We start from the raw sequence: 17,047 nt of genomic DNA, 5'->3' as shown, positions 1-17,047 counted from the left end.
TATCGTATGCTGAAAAGAATTGTTGTTTGCGCTGTAGGTGTTTGAAACACAAATCATTGACATAGTTCCAGACAAAATTAACTTCAGATGCCAATTGGTCTAGCACCTTACAATGTTTGTCTTTTATACGTAATTTAAGTGTTTTCATGGGCTTATATTAGCTCATATCAGACTTGAAATATTGTTTTTTAGCAATTAAACGACATTTCATGTCGTGTCGCTTATATCTCTGACCTGAAAGACAGAGGTTTACGCTCCATTTGATAAAAATGACATTGTTTTATAGAAAAGTTGTAAAGCTTGTGCTCAGATTGCTACCATGGCGCAGTTTAGAATTGTCCGATTTTTGCCATGAAAGCATCTTCTCCTAAAATTCAGCGTCGTCCTGTGCATGGCGTATTTTTATTGAATAAACCCCTGGGTATCAGCTCGAATGCTGCACTGCAAAAGGTGCGCTGGCTGTATCGTGCGCAAAAAGCCGGACATACCGGTGCTTTAGATCCGTTGGCCTCTGGTTTATTACCAATCTGTCTGGGCGAGGCGACCAAGTTTTCGCATTTTCTTCTGGATTCAACCAAGCGTTACCAGACCACCATTCAATTGGGACACAGCACCACCACCGGTGATGTTGAAGGTGAAGTGCTGTTAGAGGCTGCGGTACCGGCATTGACTGAAGAAAATATTTTAACCGTCCTGACGCAATTTACTGGCGATATTCAGCAGGTGCCACCGATGTATTCAGCGCTGAAAAAAGAAGGCCGTCCCTTATACGAGCTGGCCCGTAAAGGCATTGAAATTGAACGGGATGCGCGTCCCATCAGTATTTATGCGCTGGAGCTGCTAGGGTTTACTGACAATAGTATCACCCTGGATGTGACTTGTTCCAAAGGCACCTATATTCGTGTACTCGGTGAAGATATTGCCAAGGCGCTCGGCAGCTATGGGCATCTGACCTATTTGCACCGTATTCAGACCGGGCATTTTGATCTGATCCCAAGCTACACCCTGGACTATCTGGAAAGCCTGAGCGAAGCCGAGCGTGAAGCGCTGTTGCTGCCGGTTTATGCCCCGATTGAGCATTTTCCACAGGTACAGGTGCCAGAAGGCCGGGCCGAATATTTTTGTCGCGGCATGGAAAGTAATATTGACCATGCGGCGGCAACTCAGGTATTGGTATTTGAGGGCGAGAAATGTTTAGGGCTGGCGGAAATTACCGATAAAAAACGTCTGGTACCAAAACGGGTCTTGAATCTCTAATTTTCATCTGCACTGAGGCCACAGGATTGCCCCGATATGGATATTGAAATCGTCATCAGCCTCGTGATTTTTGCCTTCTGTGCCGGTGCAATTGATGCCGCGGTTGGTGGTGGCGGCCTGATCCAGATTCCGGCGATTATGGGCGCAATGCCGCAACTGGCGCCGGCCACGGTGTTTGGCACCAACAAACTGGCTTCCATTTGTGGCACTGCTTCGGCGGCCTTTTCTTTTTTACGCAAAGTGAAGCTGTCCTGGAAATTGCTGGGCGTGATTGGACTATGTGCCTTTCTCAGCTCTTTCGTTGGCGCAGCCTGCGTGTCAATGATTCCGACCGATATTTTGCGGCCCTTTGTGCTGCTGATGCTGATCGTGATTGCCATCTACACCTTCATGAAAAAGCAGTTTGGCCAGCTGCATGTGCAGCAGACTTTAAACCGCAAAATGTTGCTCCTGGCGGCGTTGGGCAGTGTGCTGATTGGTTTTTATGATGGTATTTTTGGCCCCGGCACGGGCAGCTTTTTTATTTTCTATTTTATTCGTTATTTACAGGTCGATTTTTTGCATGCCTCGGCCTTGTCGAAAATTGCCAATTTTATGACCAATCTGGCAGCGCTGAGTTTCTTTATTCCCACGGGGCATGTGCTGTTTATGGTCGGGGCGATGATGGCACTGGCTAATATTACCGGTTCTCTGGTCGGGGTACGTCTGGCCTTTAAATATGGCAGCGGCTTTATCCGGATTGTATTTCTGGTCCTGGTTAGTGTGCTGATTGTACGCATGGCCTATCAGATGTTCTGGTTGTAAATCATTCTCATTATTAAAATTTCCCATACAAATTGCTGCAGGAACCGTCGCACGGGCTTGGCGTATAGTGAATGCTTAGCCTGACCTGTCTGCTTAACAATAATGATGCAACCCGTTGTCGGGTGTTTAAATTTTGGCATTTGAAAGGGTAATAACAACATGAATATTTTTGAAGCACTGCGTGAAAGCCATGAAATACAGCGTGATCTGGCCGAGCGTTTAATCCAGACCTCGGGGGATACACCAGAACGCCGCGAGCTGTTTGATCAACTGAAAAATGAATTATTCGCCCATGCTGTGGCCGAAGACCGTTATTTTTATATTCCACTAATGATGACCGATTCCGGGCTGAACATTACCCGGCATGCGCTGGCAGAACATCATGAAATGGATGAGCTGCTGGAAAAACTGACCGAAACCGAATTTAGCAATCCGGGCTGGCTGGCGATTGCCAAGCAGCTGTCTGAAAAAGTGCATCATCATTTGCAGGAAGAAGAACATGGCTTTTTCCAGCAGGCTGGGAAAATTTTGGAAGAACGCCAGAAAACCGAGCTGGCCAAACAGTATTTAAATGAATACGGCAAATATAAAGCCATTCAAAAAGACAGTCTGGTCTAAATTCAGGACTTAAAAAAGATGGCTCTCTTGGCCATCTTTTTATTCATCTTGTTTGATCTCTCTTTTTGCTTAAGGGCTGACAGCTTTCTTACGGCTGCCTCTTAGAGTCACGCCCACGGAGGCCAGCATCACGCAGAATAAAGCGACCCATTGCAACAGGCTGATCTGTTCACCGAGTAACACCAGACCGGTTAGCGCGGCCAGTGCCGGCGATAAACTGGACAGGGTGCCATAACTGAGCTTGCTTAAATGCTGTAAGGCTTTCAGGTCCAGTGCATACGGAATGGCGGTGGCCAAAATGGCAATGGCGATGGCTTTGCCCCAGTATTGGGTATCGACCAGGGCCGCGGCATTGTGATACAGACCAATGGGTAACAGGGTCAGCGCAGCCAGACTAATGGCAATGGTGAGGGCATGCATGCCAATATTCTGCTGTACCACGCGCTGCCCGAAATAAATATAGAGGGCCCAGCAAAAGCCGGCACCCAGCGCACAGAGGGCACCAAAGACTGAAAAATTGTCACTATTGGCCTGTCCCCAAGGCACCATCAGCGCAATTCCCAAAATCGCCAAAAGCACCCAGATATAATCACTGCGCTGTTTAATCGAGAGCAGAGCCAGTCCCAGCGGGCCAATAAATTCCAGACCAACCGCAATCCCTTGTGGCAATTTGCCCAGCGACATATAGAACAGCACATTCATCAGACATAAAGCGGCGCTATAGCAGAGCAGATCCCGCCATTTTAAAAAGGACAGCCGGGAAATAATCTTCCAGGAACGGAACATCAGGCAGATAATAATGGCGGCAAAGCACAACCGTAAAATGGTCACGGTAAGCGGATCGAGCACCTCAAACAGTTGTTTGGCAAAGGAGGCACTAATCTGGTACGAGGTCATGGACAGCACCATGAACAGTACCGACAGCAGTTGAGCATTTTGCATAAGCGCACCACCAACACCGGAAGGTGTCAGCATATTGGGGAGATGCTGCTGATTATAGCAATTTGCTTAAATTTTGATGAGTAGCCGGTCAAAATAAATTCCAGCATTACACAGCAGGAAGCTCAGTCTGGCCAGATCCACACCGTTTAACTGGACTGCTGTTTGCGCTGCTGCACGGTATAGGTACAACCAATGGAGGCGGCAATAATGGTGCTTAAGGCCAGCCATTGATTCCAGAGCAACTGTTCGCCCAAAAAGACAAAACCGGAGAGCGCGGCAATGGCCGGTTCCATGCTCATCAGTGTACCGAAACTGAGTGCAGTCAGGTTGCGAAGTGCAATCATTTCCAGACTAAAGGGCAAGGCGCTGGCCAGAACTGCCAAGGCAATAAAATAGATGAAATTGCCTGGTTCAAATACGCTAACAGGCAGACCATCCCATAAGGCAATGGGTAATAAAATCAGGGTACCGACCAGCATACCCAGACAGACCGTATGATTCCCGGATACACCCGATGGTTTCTGTCCGGCCACAATATATAAGGCCCAGCAGGCACCGGCGCCTAAGGCAAACAACACGCCCAGACCATCGAGCGGCTGCGCGGTCTGATCAAAAGGAAACAACAGCACCAGCCCAACAATGGCGAGGCCGACCCAAATAAAATCGAATTTGCGCCGGGCATAAAACAGCGCCACGCTTAACGGCCCGATAAACTCAAACGATACCGCAATGCCCAGTGGCAGACGGTCAATTGCTAGATAAAACAGCATGTTCATACCGGCCAGTGCGGCACCGTAACTGAAAATCGCTGGCCAGCGAATGGCTTTGGGCTGAATGTTCCAGAGCTGAAAAATCAGCATCAGCACCAGCGCGCTCAGCAGCAGCCGCATGGCTGAAACGGTCAGAATTGGAAACTGATCAAATAGCAGCTTGGCCATGGAGCCACTGCTTTGCAGGCTGAGCATGGCAATCAGCAACAACAGCACAGCGCGGAGATGCGGCGCATTTTGAAGTATCGACATAACTGAAATGGGCTGGTTGGGAGAGTAGGGCGATCATCAGCAGATCAATAGCCGCTAGCATAGCATGAACAGATGACGCTTCCATGTCGTGACTGCGTAAGTGGCCAGCAGGTAAAACAAGACTCATGCACGATTTCAAAAGAACATGAAATAAGGATTGCGTATTGTTTTTAAAGCGGGAAATAAAAAACCACAGCACAAGGGCTGTGGTTTTGGGTGTCACTGTCTAATTGAAATTAGAACAGAACACGTACACGGATAGTGCCTTCAACATCATGCAGCATATCCAGTGCTTCTTGAGATGCAGTTGCATCCACATCCATCACCAGATAACCGACATCACCTTTGGTCATTAAAGATTGACCCGAAATGTTGATGCCTTGCTCAGCAAACAGGTTGTTGATTTTAGACAATACGCCTGGAATGTTTTTATGAATGTGCAGTAAACGGTGTTTACCTTCAGTCAATGGCAAGGCAATTTCAGGGAAGTTCACTGCAGACAGGGTCATACCCTTGTCAGAATAAGCCACAAATTTCTCAGCCACTTCCAGACCAATGTTGGCTTGCGCTTCCATGGTTGAACCGCCCACGTGTGGAGTCAGGATCACATTGTCCAGACCGCGCAGTGGAGAAACGAATTCTTCACCATTGGCTTTCGGCTCTTTCGGGAATACGTCAACCGCAGCACCAGCCAGATGACCTGATTTAATTGCATCTGCCAGATCTTCAATAATGACACAGGTACCACGTGCCGCATTCAGGAAGATCGCGCCTTCTTTCATTTGTGCAAACTGTTCTTTGCCCATAAAGTTACGGGTTGATGGAACGTCTGGCACGTGTAGCGATACCACGTCTGCATTGGCCAGCAATTCAGCCAAAGAACCGACCTGGCGTGCATTACCCATTGGCAGTTTGGTCACTGCATCATAATAGATCACATGCATACCCAGGCTTTCAGCAAGTACAGACAGTTGCGAACCAATTGAACCGTAACCCACAATACCTAAAGTCTTACCGCGTGTTTCAAAAGAACCCGCTGCAGATTTTTCCCAGCCACCGCGGTGACATGATGCCGATTTGGCTGGTACGCCACGAAGCAGCAGAATCAGTTCAGCAAGGACCAGTTCCGCAACAGAACGGGTATTTGAATATGGTGCGTTAAATACTGGAATACCACGTACCATGGCTGCATTTAAATCGACTTGGTTGGTTCCGATACAGAAACAGCCAACCGCGATCAGCTTGTTCGCAGCTTCAAAGATTTCTTCAGTTAATTGCGTACGTGAACGAATACCAATGAAGTGTGCATCTTTGACCGCTTCTTTCAGCGCTTCACCCTCAAGCGCAGTTTTACGGTAGTCGATGTTGGTATATCCGGCAGCATTTAACGTGTCGATGGCATTTTGGTGAACGCCCTCTAACAACAGGAAACGAATTTTATCTTTAGGTAGTGAAAGATGTTGGCTCATTACGGCTCCGCTACAAAGGCCAAATTTAGTGGCAGTATCATATCATAGGAGCGGGCAGGAGATACATTCCATTTATGGCTGATCGGTCTGCTATTTCTGTAGAAAATATAAACGCAGGATTCATTTTTGGTTGAATTAACTCTGTATTTTCAAAGCTATATTATCAAAATGATGGTTTTTCTCAGGTTTTACAGAAAAATCGCTTATAATAGCCCCAGACGGCAAAAACCGGCCTCAGGCTGTTGGTTTCTTGCCCGTTTTTTATCTTTTACTGTGCTTTGGCATGACTTTAAAATGTACAGCGCCAGTCCGGATAAATCTCTTCTTGTTTAATTCTTGCCAGGTCTGCAAACGATGAATGCTCCAGTCGCTTTAACCCCAGAGTTATTGACCCAATTGACTGCAATTGTAGGTGAAAACCGTATTAAAACTGATGCGGACAGCCTCCAGAATTGGGGTCGAGATCATACCAAGCACTTTGATCCAAACCCATCCGTCATCGTTTTTCCATCGAGCACTGAGCAGGTGCAAGCGATTGTGAAACTTGCCAATCAGTTCAATGTCGCAGTGACCCCATCGGGCGGTCGTACCGGTCTTTCTGCGGGTGCGGTAGCGGCCAATGGTGAAATCGTGGTCAGCATGGACAAGATGAACCAGATTCTGGAATTCTTCCCGGCAGACCGCATGGTACGGGTACAGGCTGGTGTGGTGACTGAACAGCTGCAAAACTATGCCGAAGAGCAAGGGATGTATTATCCGGTCGATTTCGCCTCTGCCGGTTCATCACAAATTGGCGGTAACATTGGTACTAACGCTGGTGGTATTAAAGTAATTAAATACGGCATGACCCGTAACTGGGTGCTAGGCTTAACCGTGGTGACCGGTAAAGGGGATGTGCTGCGTTTAAACAAAGGCATGATCAAAAACGCCACCGGTTATGCACTGCAACACTTATTCATTGGTGGTGAAGGGACTTTAGGCCTCGTCACTGAAGCGGAAATCAAGCTGGAACGTCAACCGCAAGACCTGCAAGTGATGGTGCTGGGTGTACCGGATTTTGATGCAGTGATGCCTGTGCTGCACGCTTTCCAGGCCAAAATTGATTTAACTGCATTTGAGTTCTTTGGTGAACTGGCAATGCAGAAAGTACTGGCCAATGGTCATGTACAGCGTCCGTTTGAAACTGAATGTCCATTCTATGTATTGCTTGAATTTGAAGCGCCATTTGAACCGATTATGGACAAGGCAATGGAAATTTTTGAGCACTGTATGGAACAGGGCTGGGTGCTGGACGGCGTACTCAGCCAAAGCCTGGATCAGGTCGAAAGCTTATGGCGTTTACGTGAAGATATTTCGGAATCGATTGCGCCGTTTATTCCATACAAAAACGATATTTCAGTGCTGATTACCCACGTGCCGGCATTTATTAAAGAAATTGATGCGATTGTGGCCGAGAACTATCCAGACTTTGAAATCTGCTGGTTCGGTCATATTGGTGACGGTAACCTGCACCTGAACATCCTGAAACCTGCCGATTTAAGCAAAGATGAATTCTTTGCCAAATGTCAGGTGGTGAACAAGTATGTGTTTGATACCGTGAAAAAATATGATGGTTCAATTTCAGCAGAGCACGGTGTTGGCATGACCAAAAAGCCATATCTGGAATACTCGCGTTCTGCTGAAGAAATCGAATATATGAAAGCCTTGAAACAGGTTTTTGACCCGAACGGGATTATGAACCCGGGTAAATTATTCGACCTGTAATCAGGCCAACAGTATGAAAAAGCGCATCTCCGGATGCGCTTTTTTTATGGCACTTATCATGTGCACTCTCGCTCAAATTACATTCTGTGCATAGTGTTAAGCGCAAAAAGCCGGCATCATTTTTACAGTGTTGAATCAGTTTGGATAGAGTTATGTTTCGTTTCGCTGCAATGGCAGGACTGGCGATTGCTGTTACAGGATGTACCACCACCCAGAATATTGTGTCTAAAGTGACACCATCTGCCGAAACACCGTTGGCACAGGTGTTAAAAGAGCGTCCAGATTTACGTAAACAGCTGGCGACAGTCGAGCTGCGTCAATTCTTTAATAATGTCGAGTCACCGACTGCGGCCCAGGTTAAAGTGACTGAAACCGGTTTAATGGATGATTCGGTACGCTCGATTCGTACCATTTACAGTTTTAAATTGGTCAATGGCGACTGGGAAAAAGTGAAAACTGAAAAGAGCTATCAATGTCTGCGCGGCAAAAATACCAAGACTTTCCAGAAGGCTGTATGTCCTTAATCCGCTTGAGTCTTTCAATGATTTTGATTGAAAAGCGTAGCTAAACCCTGCGCTTTTCTGTTTTTAAAACCGGGGATTTATACTGGTTTCGTTCAACCGCTCTAGCTGAGTGCTGCTGCCGCAAGTCCAGCATTTCCTCATCAGAAAAGTCACAGATTTTAAAAATAAACTCTGCTACACTGCGCCCATTGTTATGATTGCAGCTTGCTGATCTGGCAGGCTTTTGAGCGCTATGCAAACCACTCCAACTACAACGCTCTCCCGCGCCACCTTAATGTTTCCGCTGGCTTTGGTGCTGTTCGAATTTTCTGTCTATATCGGCAATGATCTGGTACAGCCGGCCATGCTCGCCATTACCCAGGATTTTGGCGTCAGCAGTTCCTGGGCAGCCTCTTCGATGTCATTTTATCTGCTCGGCGGTGCCTGTGTCGCGGCCATTTTAGGCCCTTTATCGGACCGTTTAGGCCGTAAAAAAGTCCTGCTGGGTGGGGTACTGTTTTTTGTGGTGACCTGCCTGCTGATTTTATTGACCCAGAACATCGAAAGCTTTTTATTGCTGCGCTTTTTGCAGGGCTTTGGCCTGTCGGTAATAACTGCGGTGGGCTATGCCGCCATTCAGGAAAGTTTTGCCGAACGCGATGCAATTAAAGTCATGGCACTCATGGCCAATGTGTCGCTGCTGGCGCCGCTACTGGGGCCGGTGTTGGGTGCCTTTATGATCGAGCATGTGTCCTGGCATTGGGGCTTTATTGGGATTGCAGCTTTGGCGGCTGTAAGCTGGCTCGGACTGAAAGCCAAAATGCCGGAGCAGCAGCTCAGTATTCCGAAACAGCCGATTGGCTATATCTGGGATGATTTTAAACAGGTACTGAAAAACCGCCGTTTTCTGACCATGACCTTTGCCTTGCCGCTCTTAAGTATGCCGCTGATGTTATGGATTGCCTTGTCGCCGGTGATGCTGGTGGAGCAGCTCGGTCTGAGCAGTCTGCAATATGGTCTGGCCCAATTTCCGGTCTTGGGCGGGCTGATTGCCGGGAATCTATTATTGTTGAAAATCATTGACAGTTTTGCTTTGGGACAGACTGTGCTGATGGGCTTGCCACTCATGTTGGTCGGCACCTTGCTGTTAATTCTTGGTCTGCTCATACCGGATTATTTGATCTGGTGTCTGATTCTGGGTATGACTTTAATCAGCTTTGGCGAGGGTATCAGTTTTTCAATTATTTACCGTTTTGCCCTGATGTCGTCCGAAGTGTCTAAAGGGACGGTGGCCGCAACTGCTTCTGTGCTAATGATGCTGAGCTTTTTTGTGGTGATTGAACTGGTGCGCATGCTCTACAGTCATTTTGAACTGTGGACTTATAGCCTGTGCTGTTTTGCCCTAATTGCCTTGTGGTTTGCTTATCCGCGGCTGAGTCTGAAACAGATTATGCGTGAACGTGCCGAAAGCGGTCAGTTTTAAGCGGGCTGATCATCTGGCATTTATCAATAGGATAATGGGGTTAAAAGGCCAAAAAACAAAGGCATCCAGCAGATAGTAATCTGGTGAATGCCTGATTGATCGATGAGTCTGGAGTTACACTTCGACCTGCGGCTGTGCCATTTTCTTCAGTTTGGCATCAAAAATAAACGGGCCAAACGGTAAAATTGAAGCAATCACGCCCATTAAAAACACCTGAATTGACCATTTCTGTTTTTCACAGACCACGAACAGTACCACCAGAAAGGCAATAAACAGCACACCGTGGCCCATGCCGACGTATTTCACTAGAATTGGGTTACCCCATATATATTTCAGTGGCATGGCAATAAACAGCAAGGCTAGAAAAGATAAACCTTCTAAAAAACCCACCACACGCAAGCTTTGGATGTTCATACTCTGCAATTTCCCCATAGATCTAGCTGCAGTGTAGCGAATATTGGCGCAGAGGGCCATGCTTTTTAGTGCGCAGCCCGGTTTTAAGTTTTTGTTTTTTAATATAAATCAGACTATCTTGCTTGGTTTTTGCTAAGCTGTTGATGTTGAAATAAAAGCCTGATAATCAATCTTGTAGCCTCAGATTGCTGTTTAATCTAGGCATAGAAAAAGGCACTCATCGCTATGGATAAGTGCCTTAAAAATCAGAAAACTGTGGATAAGTCGGGATTTATCCGCACAGGGTTTAGATCACGCCACAGGCGATCCGGTCACCGCCACCGCCTAACGGTTTTGGCGTATCGGCATAGTTATCGCCACCGGCATGAATCATGAGCGCCAGACCTTGTACATCCTGTAATTTCAGACGCGGCGCCAGTAGGGTGACACGTGCTGTGCCATCGGCTGCCACATTCAGGACCGGTAAATCACCAAGATGGCCGCTTAATGGATTGCCATGGTTGGGTGCCTGATTCGGGTTAAAGTGGCCACCTGCGGCCAGTGCAGCCTGCATTTTACCGTCTTTTTCTGCTGGGGCGCAGGAGCCGTTTTCATGAATATGGAAACCATGTGGACCCGGTGGTAACTGGGTCAGATTGGTACGGATAACCAGACCTGCAGCACTATCGGTCAGTTGGACTTCACCGAGCTGGGCGCCAATGCCTTGGGCAGAGACCGCATTAACGGCAACGTTTTTACTGGCGCCAATCACGGTATCGGGTGTGGTGGTACAGCCGACTCCGACCAGCGCGGTAAACGCACATAAAGCACCAAGTTTAAAAAGTGGGGTCATGGTTTGCATCCTGTCTTATTCGAATATGTGGCTTCATTCAAACAAGGCTCAGGAGGCAACACAATGCAGTTTGCGTACAGGCGTGTATAAGTTTCTTAATGAAATTTAGCCTTTTGGTGCAGCCGGTCCCTGATCATCGGGCAGGTCATAGGCCATGGTGGTTTTTGGCATCATCATGGCCTCGGCTTCATTGGTTTCATGCAGCCATTCACGCCAGATTGCCAGCAAGACTGCCAGAATCACCGGACCAATAAACAGGCCAATCAGACCAAAGCTGGCAATACCGCCCAGAACCCCGAACATGATCAGCAGGAATGGAATCTGGGTGGCGCCGGAAATCACCAGCGGACGAATCACGTTATCTGCGGTACTGACCACACACACGCCCCAGGCCATTACGCCAATTGCTTCAATGGTTTGTCCTTGAGAGAACAGCCACAGTGCCACCGAGCCATAGGCCAGCGGTGGGCCAAACGGAATCAGGGCAAACAGGAAAGTGACAATGGTCAATACCATCGGGTTCGGCACCCCGGCCACAAAGTAACTGACCCCGGCCAAAAGTGCCTGGGCAATTGCAGTCAAGCCAACCCCGTAAACCACCGCACGGGTAGTTTCAGAAATGGTATCTAAATAATGATGTACACGTGGCCCGATCACCATTTCCAGCGCTTTACTGACCTGATTTAAAATGGTCTGGCCATCGCGATAGAAGAAGAATAGCGACAGCATGGCAAAGCCAAGCTTAATTAAATTGCGGCTAATTTCACTGAGCAGGAAACGGCCATAATTCAGATGACCCTGAATCCAGACTGAAATCGAATTAATGATGCTGTTCGGATCTTCATTAATTTCACGTAAGGAACGGCTAATTTCTTTACCGACAAAGGGCAGATCACGGATAAAGTCCGGTACATTCAAATGTCCGGAAAAGACCTGTTTCTGTAATTCGTAATACAGGTTGCGCCCTTCGTGCTGCAAGATAAAAATCGCAAAGGTCAACGGAATACCGACTACCAGTGTCACCAGAATCATCATAATTGTGGCACTTAAGGTCGGCCGTGGACCGCACATACGCTGTACCGACTGATACAGCGGCCAAGTCATATAGGCAATAATGGTGGCCCAAACTACAGGAACAATAAAGTATTTGAGGACATGAAAGCTCAAAAAAATCAGGACAAAAAATAGTCCAAATAGCAAGACTTTTTGTAAAGTGGGCGCGTATTGTTGCACTGAGTTCACTGGCTCATTCCTAAGGTCTTGAAGCATATTAACTGAAAACCCAGCGCTCGCAAATGAACGCTGCGTAAGTTCTGTTAAATATTGAAGCGGGAGTGGAAAGGCAAAAGCCGTTTAATCGCTTAAGCGCTTAGAACCATTGGGCCGGATCATCAATAATTGCATTCAGGACAGGCTGCCACTGATTTTGAATGGTCAGGTAATTTTTCTGGGTTTTATCAAATACGCTTAAACCCTGCATCGCCAGTTGACCATAGGCAGCACGTTCAGAAATCCAGGCCACCGGTTCCTGTTCAATTTTTTCAAAGAAATCACGAATTTCTTTGGAGCTGGCACTGTTGGCCTTGACCCGGTTGGCTAGCAGTAAAATCTGAACCTTGCCTTTACGAATCCGTTTAATTTCCTGCAAATGCTTTAAAAAGCGGCGGGTTGAATCAATATCGAAGAAGGAGGGCTGCAGCGGGGTAATAATCGCATGTGCTTCACTAATCAGCTGCTCGGCCTGATCACCAGATAATGCCCCCGGCGCATCAATAATCAGGTATTCGATATTTTTAGGCGCATCACCGACCGATTTTTCATGACGCCAGTCCAGACTCTGAATGGGAGCGGCGCTTTCTGGACGCTGTTTTAACCATTGTCGTGCAGATTTCTGGTTATCGGCATCGGCCAGGGCGACTTTATATCCTTTTTGGGCTAAGGCGGAAGCTAAACTGATGGCGGTAATGGTTTTTCCACATCCACCTTTTTGATTGGCGACTAAGATTGTTTTCATGACCCTACTAAAGATTTTATTCTGCTCATCCCTAGCATATCATTGTTTAATGTGCTGGAGATGACCGTTGACAAAAGTCGTAGCGCTGCTTGCAAATTTTAAAAAATCAGGAAAACCCCATGTCGATATGGATGGCAATGCTTATAGGCGCTGCAATAGGAGTGGTGCTGACCACCATCATTTTAAGTCATAGCCGCAATGGCCGGATTAAGGCCGAATATGAACAGTATATTGCCGAGCTGGAGCTGGAACATCAGCAGGCACTGGCGCAGGCCCAAAAGCGCAGCGTCAATACCAGTCGCGCGGTGCTCAAAGGTAAAATGGCCGAGCAGATGGCACCAATTATGCCGCAATTTGAATACTTGCCCAGCGATGCCAAATTTCTGGGTGATCCGGTCGATTATATCGTATTTGATGGCTATACCGACTTTCGGGATGGCGATGGCCGGGCCGAGGATATTCAGGTGGTGTTAATTGATATTAAAAGTGGCGGCGCACGTCTGACCAAAGGCCAGCAGGCCATTGCCGAAGCCATTCAGCAGGGGCGACTGCGCTTTGAAACCATCCGTATTGATTTCGAGGATTAATTTTTTGATGACTGAATTTTCTTGTGAATAAAATATTGCTCAGCCTGGCGGGACTGGCCCTGATGATCTGGCTATGGTCGGACTATTTTCGTGCCATCCCACATTTACAGCAGTCAGGGGTGTTAAAGAACTTTGCGCTGGAAACTGAAGGGGATTTTTCCGGGCAGTATCAGGTCGTGGCAAAACGTTACTACAGTCCGGATCGCCGGGTGATTCATCCGGCTGCACCGGTGGTGGGACATTTTAATGATCTGGCCTATGTCAGCAATATTGATCTGCTGCTGGCCAAAGACGTGTTTAGTTCATCAGAGCAGGCCCAAACGGTCGATTTTGAACAGACCCAGCGCTGCTATCAGTTTCAGGTGGCGTCCACTAGCCCGCTTGCAGCACAACAGGTGATTGCCAACACGCTCAATATCAGCGCCATTGCTGCCAGCGAACAGATTGCTCAGCGCCTGCGCCGTGTTAAAGCCGGGCAGCGTATAGTGCTGCGCGGCGAGTGGGTCAAGGTGCGTTCAGTCAGCACGGGGCAGTATTTTCAGATCAACCATTACCCGCTACCAGCGAACAATTGCCGGATAGTACGGGTGCAGCAGCATGAACTACTCGGAGCTAAAGCAACCGAGTTTCCGTAGTGCAACCTAAGTTGCACACATCTCTTTTGACGCTTCATTGGTACTGCGAAAAAGGGCTTTAACACCCTTAGTCGTCTTACGAACACCTCTGCGCCCACTAGATGACAAATGATTGTCATCCAACAGCGTTCCACTGTCTAAAATTAAATTAATCGCCCTGTTCTTAATAACAACTGATGCATTGTGATCTGCATTGTCAATGTGTCCACAACTCACGCATTTAAACTTGTCTTGGCTTTTGCGATTGTCGGGGTGAGTGTGACCGCATAAAGCGCACTCTTGACTTGTATAAGAAGCATTGATGGTAAATACCGCTTTACCTAGCTTAACTGCTTTGTAAGCTAGGAATGATGCAATTCTATGCCAACCCACGTTCAGGATAGATTTGTTTAAGCCTGCTTTGGCTTTAGCCTTATTAGGAATAAATCGACCTGATTCATCGATCTTTGGTAAAGGCTTTTTAGTCATGCTCTTGGTATTTAATTTTTCAAAGATAAATACCTTAGCTAAACCATTAACTAGGCTATGACTTGTCTTATGAGCAAAGTCCTTGCGAATATTGGCTTTCTTAGAGTGATGCACCGCAATTCGATGTTTAGTCTTAGCTCTTCGGTTTGAGCCTTTTACTTGTCGAGCGAGTTTTCTTTGCAGTCGCTTAATGTAGCGATCTGCTTTTGTTAAATGATTCTTTTGTTCTTTAGAGAAATCAAATTCTTCATAGCCTGCATGAACAGGAATGGTGACACCACGATCTATACCAACCACTATTTTTTGTAGTTGTTCTTCGTCCATGCCCTGCAAATGATCTAACTGTCTTTTGGCGTATTTTTTAGCATCGAATTTCTTACCGTCAAACTCTTGAATCTCAACACCATCTTCATAGCAGAAAGAAACGAAATATTGACCACGCTCTTTGCGAATATAAAGGGATTTCGGTTCTTTAAAGTTAGCATGAGCCTTAAAACTTAATGAGCCTATATTAAATTTTTTACCACCGATATATAGCTTGCGCTTATTTCTTTCCGTGCGAAACTCGAATAAATCAGAGGTTAAATGAATCGAACCTTTATCTGTCTTCTTTTTACGTTTTGGTCGCCCACATAAACCTTTAATAGATTTTTTGAGTGTGTTGTACCAATTAACGGTTGAGTTCTTTTGTATTGTACTAGGGCAGTTTGCAAGCCATGAACTAATCTCATCTGATTTAAAGTGAGCGTATTTTTGATCTTGGGTTTCATAATAGTGATCAAAAGTTGCAAACTTACGGGCAAATCCTCGAAAGTATTTATCCTCATCGCATTTGGCATTCCAAACGAAACGAGCACAACCCATCCACTGACTTAAAATCAGCTTTTGATGTTGTGTTGGGTATGCTCTTAATTGGATGCCTGTTAGCAATTGAAAAACCTCTAGGTGTTGAGGTTATTTTAGCTTAAAATAAGGTTAAAGTAAATCTAGTATGAGGATAAGATGTACGAGTGGAGAACAGGTAGATCATGCATTTATAAAAACATTGTTCATTTAGTATTTGTTACGAAATACAAAAGAGATGTATTAACAAAAGACATGCTTTCCTCCCTAAAAGAGATTATGGAAGAAACCTGTTTGCAAATGGATTGTGAGCTTATTGAGTTTAATGGTGAAGATGATCACATCCACCTGCTTGTAAGTGTTCATCCAAAGCACTCAGTTTCCAACCTAGTTGGAAAACTGAAAGGGAAAAGTTCTTATGTTTTAAGGCGTTCATTTTGGGATGAAGTTAAGGAAAAACTATGGGGCAATCACTTTTGGTCGCCTAGTTACTGCGCTGTATCCTGTGGTGGCGCAAGTTTGGATGTAGTGAAAAAATACATTGAAGAACAAAGAATACCAACGTCAGAAAAAAATGCTAAAAAGTCCATGTCATTAAAAAAGAGCTAACTCGCCCTTAAAAGAGCGAGAATGCGCTCTTAGTTTTGTTCAAAACCGGCCTGCTGTAACAGCAGCGCCAGATCGCGGTTGAGATGACAGCCATCCGCCAGCCGTTTTTGTAGCGGCGTGAGTAGATGCTGCAAGCGTTGAATATATAAATTTTCAGGATGCAGCACATGCTCGACCAGATGCAGGCAACCACCCGGTTTCAGTACCCGATAAATTTCGGCCAGACACTGTTCAATCTGTTGCACGCTGCATAAGGTCCAGGTTGATACTACATGCTCCAGACGATTATCGGCAAAATCCAGCTGCTCAGCTTTGCCAGCCAGATGCTCCACCAGAATGGCACTGTCACGAATCCGTGTTTCGGCCAGCTGGAAAATCTCCAGGTTTGGCTCCAGCGCATAGACTACATCGACATTTTGGTAAAAGGGTAAATTCAGCCCGGTGCCAAAGCCAATCTCCAGTACCTCACCCTCAATTGGCAGCAGCAATTCACGGCGTAAATCCATCAGGCTCGGCGTCTGCATCACCTGATTCAGCAGGTGTGGGAAAATATGCTGTTGATAGAATTTATAAAGCATTGAAATCACATATTTTTATTTAATCTATGTTTATTTTAACTGAGCCGCGCAGGCAAAGACAAAAATGAGACCAAAGGTCACTGCTGTCCCATAGTTTGCTTTAAATAAAAAAACCTGAGTCCTAACAGTTAAAATATGAGTGTAAACAAACACTTTAACGACCAGGATTCAGGTTTTGTCACATCAGAATACCGTATTTCATGAG

General features: G+C 46.4%; 18 protein-coding genes and 1 pseudogene. 9 read left to right on the top strand and 10 right to left on the bottom strand.

Features of this window, described 5'->3' with window-relative positions; translation table 11 throughout:
- Positions 1–148: pseudogene (locus FTU55_RS13355) on the bottom strand (RNA-guided endonuclease TnpB family protein); the annotation flags it as partial.
- A gap of 203 nt (positions 149–351) precedes the next feature.
- Here FTU55_RS13355 and truB point away from each other — a divergent pair.
- The 3 genes from truB to FTU55_RS13340 all read left to right on the top strand — a co-directional run bounded on the left by truB (position 352) and on the right by FTU55_RS13340 (position 2,679).
- Positions 352–1,257, top strand: coding sequence for a tRNA pseudouridine(55) synthase TruB (gene truB, locus FTU55_RS13350; RefSeq protein WP_104473448.1), 906 nt, complete (start codon positions 352–354; stop codon positions 1,255–1,257).
- A 36-nt stretch (positions 1,258–1,293) separates the two neighbouring features.
- On the top strand, positions 1,294–2,061 hold the full coding sequence (locus FTU55_RS13345) for a TSUP family transporter (RefSeq protein ID WP_180047351.1): 768 nt from the start codon (positions 1,294–1,296) through the stop codon (positions 2,059–2,061).
- Between the two features lie 159 nt (positions 2,062–2,220).
- On the top strand, positions 2,221–2,679 hold the full coding sequence (locus FTU55_RS13340) for a hemerythrin domain-containing protein (protein ID WP_075168265.1): 459 nt from the start codon (positions 2,221–2,223) through the stop codon (positions 2,677–2,679).
- 69 nt (positions 2,680–2,748) lie between these two features.
- Here the strand turns inward: FTU55_RS13340 and FTU55_RS13335 are convergent, their stop codons facing one another.
- The 3 genes from FTU55_RS13335 to serA form a co-directional block, all read right to left on the bottom strand.
- Positions 2,749–3,621 (bottom strand): DMT family transporter, encoded by an 873-nt coding sequence (locus tag FTU55_RS13335; protein ID WP_160243675.1) that lies wholly within the window; start codon positions 3,619–3,621, stop codon positions 2,749–2,751.
- Between the two features lie 146 nt (positions 3,622–3,767).
- Positions 3,768–4,643 (bottom strand): DMT family transporter, encoded by an 876-nt coding sequence (locus FTU55_RS13330; protein WP_005180400.1) that lies wholly within the window; start codon positions 4,641–4,643, stop codon positions 3,768–3,770.
- 236 nt (positions 4,644–4,879) lie between these two features.
- On the bottom strand, positions 4,880–6,112 hold the full coding sequence (serA, locus tag FTU55_RS13325; protein ID WP_005180397.1) for a phosphoglycerate dehydrogenase: 1,233 nt from the start codon (positions 6,110–6,112) through the stop codon (positions 4,880–4,882).
- A 354-nt stretch (positions 6,113–6,466) separates the two neighbouring features.
- Here serA and FTU55_RS13320 point away from each other — a divergent pair, with 354 nt between their 5' ends.
- From FTU55_RS13320 to FTU55_RS13310, 3 genes are all read left to right on the top strand, one after another.
- Positions 6,467–7,876 (top strand): FAD-binding oxidoreductase, encoded by a 1,410-nt coding sequence (locus FTU55_RS13320; RefSeq protein ID WP_045795292.1) that lies wholly within the window; start codon positions 6,467–6,469, stop codon positions 7,874–7,876.
- Between the two features lie 152 nt (positions 7,877–8,028).
- The gene (locus FTU55_RS13315) at positions 8,029–8,400 is read left to right on the top strand and encodes a hypothetical protein (RefSeq protein WP_104498747.1); all 372 of its coding nucleotides are present in this window, start codon (positions 8,029–8,031) and stop codon (positions 8,398–8,400) included.
- A 232-nt stretch (positions 8,401–8,632) separates the two neighbouring features.
- Positions 8,633–9,862: an MFS transporter gene (locus FTU55_RS13310; RefSeq protein ID WP_180047349.1), complete on the top strand. Its 1,230-nt coding sequence runs from the start codon at positions 8,633–8,635 to the stop codon at positions 9,860–9,862.
- A 114-nt stretch (positions 9,863–9,976) separates the two neighbouring features.
- Here the strand turns inward: FTU55_RS13310 and FTU55_RS13305 are convergent, their stop codons facing one another.
- The 4 genes from FTU55_RS13305 to FTU55_RS13290 form a co-directional block, all read right to left on the bottom strand.
- A complete protein-coding gene (locus tag FTU55_RS13305; RefSeq protein ID WP_045795347.1) occupies positions 9,977–10,276 on the bottom strand; it encodes a DUF3817 domain-containing protein in 300 nt (99 codons plus the stop codon).
- 286 nt (positions 10,277–10,562) lie between these two features.
- The gene (sodC, locus tag FTU55_RS13300; protein ID WP_075168261.1) at positions 10,563–11,108 is read right to left on the bottom strand and encodes a superoxide dismutase family protein; all 546 of its coding nucleotides are present in this window, start codon (positions 11,106–11,108) and stop codon (positions 10,563–10,565) included.
- A 105-nt stretch (positions 11,109–11,213) separates the two neighbouring features.
- Complete coding sequence (locus tag FTU55_RS13295; RefSeq protein WP_162182848.1) at positions 11,214–12,341, bottom strand: AI-2E family transporter; 1,128 nt, start codon at positions 12,339–12,341, stop codon at positions 11,214–11,216.
- Between the two features lie 136 nt (positions 12,342–12,477).
- Positions 12,478–13,122: a ParA family protein gene (locus FTU55_RS13290; RefSeq protein ID WP_005180385.1), complete on the bottom strand. Its 645-nt coding sequence runs from the start codon at positions 13,120–13,122 to the stop codon at positions 12,478–12,480.
- A 119-nt stretch (positions 13,123–13,241) separates the two neighbouring features.
- Here FTU55_RS13290 and FTU55_RS13285 point away from each other — a divergent pair, with 119 nt between their 5' ends.
- The gene (locus tag FTU55_RS13285; RefSeq protein WP_005180383.1) at positions 13,242–13,709 is read left to right on the top strand and encodes a Holliday junction resolvase-like protein; all 468 of its coding nucleotides are present in this window, start codon (positions 13,242–13,244) and stop codon (positions 13,707–13,709) included.
- 23 nt (positions 13,710–13,732) lie between these two features.
- Positions 13,733–14,344 (top strand): hypothetical protein, encoded by a 612-nt coding sequence (locus FTU55_RS13280; protein WP_373686125.1) that lies wholly within the window; start codon positions 13,733–13,735, stop codon positions 14,342–14,344.
- Between the two features lie 6 nt (positions 14,345–14,350).
- On the opposite strand, the gene FTU55_RS13275 is transcribed toward FTU55_RS13280, so the two are convergent.
- Complete coding sequence (locus FTU55_RS13275; RefSeq protein WP_016658436.1) at positions 14,351–15,742, bottom strand: RNA-guided endonuclease TnpB family protein; 1,392 nt, start codon at positions 15,740–15,742, stop codon at positions 14,351–14,353.
- A gap of 72 nt (positions 15,743–15,814) precedes the next feature.
- On the opposite strand from FTU55_RS13275, the gene tnpA reads away from it, so the two are divergent.
- Positions 15,815–16,264: an IS200/IS605 family transposase gene (gene tnpA / locus FTU55_RS13270; protein ID WP_180047347.1), complete on the top strand. Its 450-nt coding sequence runs from the start codon at positions 15,815–15,817 to the stop codon at positions 16,262–16,264.
- Between the two features lie 29 nt (positions 16,265–16,293).
- Here the strand turns inward: tnpA and FTU55_RS13265 are convergent, their stop codons facing one another.
- On the bottom strand, positions 16,294–16,842 hold the full coding sequence (locus FTU55_RS13265; RefSeq protein ID WP_104488148.1) for a class I SAM-dependent methyltransferase: 549 nt from the start codon (positions 16,840–16,842) through the stop codon (positions 16,294–16,296).
- Positions 16,843–17,047 lie beyond the last annotated feature (205 nt).

This window comes from Acinetobacter sp. YH12117 (assembly GCF_013418865.1).
GTDB lineage: Bacteria > Pseudomonadota > Gammaproteobacteria > Pseudomonadales > Moraxellaceae > Acinetobacter > Acinetobacter indicus.
Note: the sequence above shows the minus strand (reverse complement) of the source record. Positions and strands in the feature narration are given on the sequence as shown.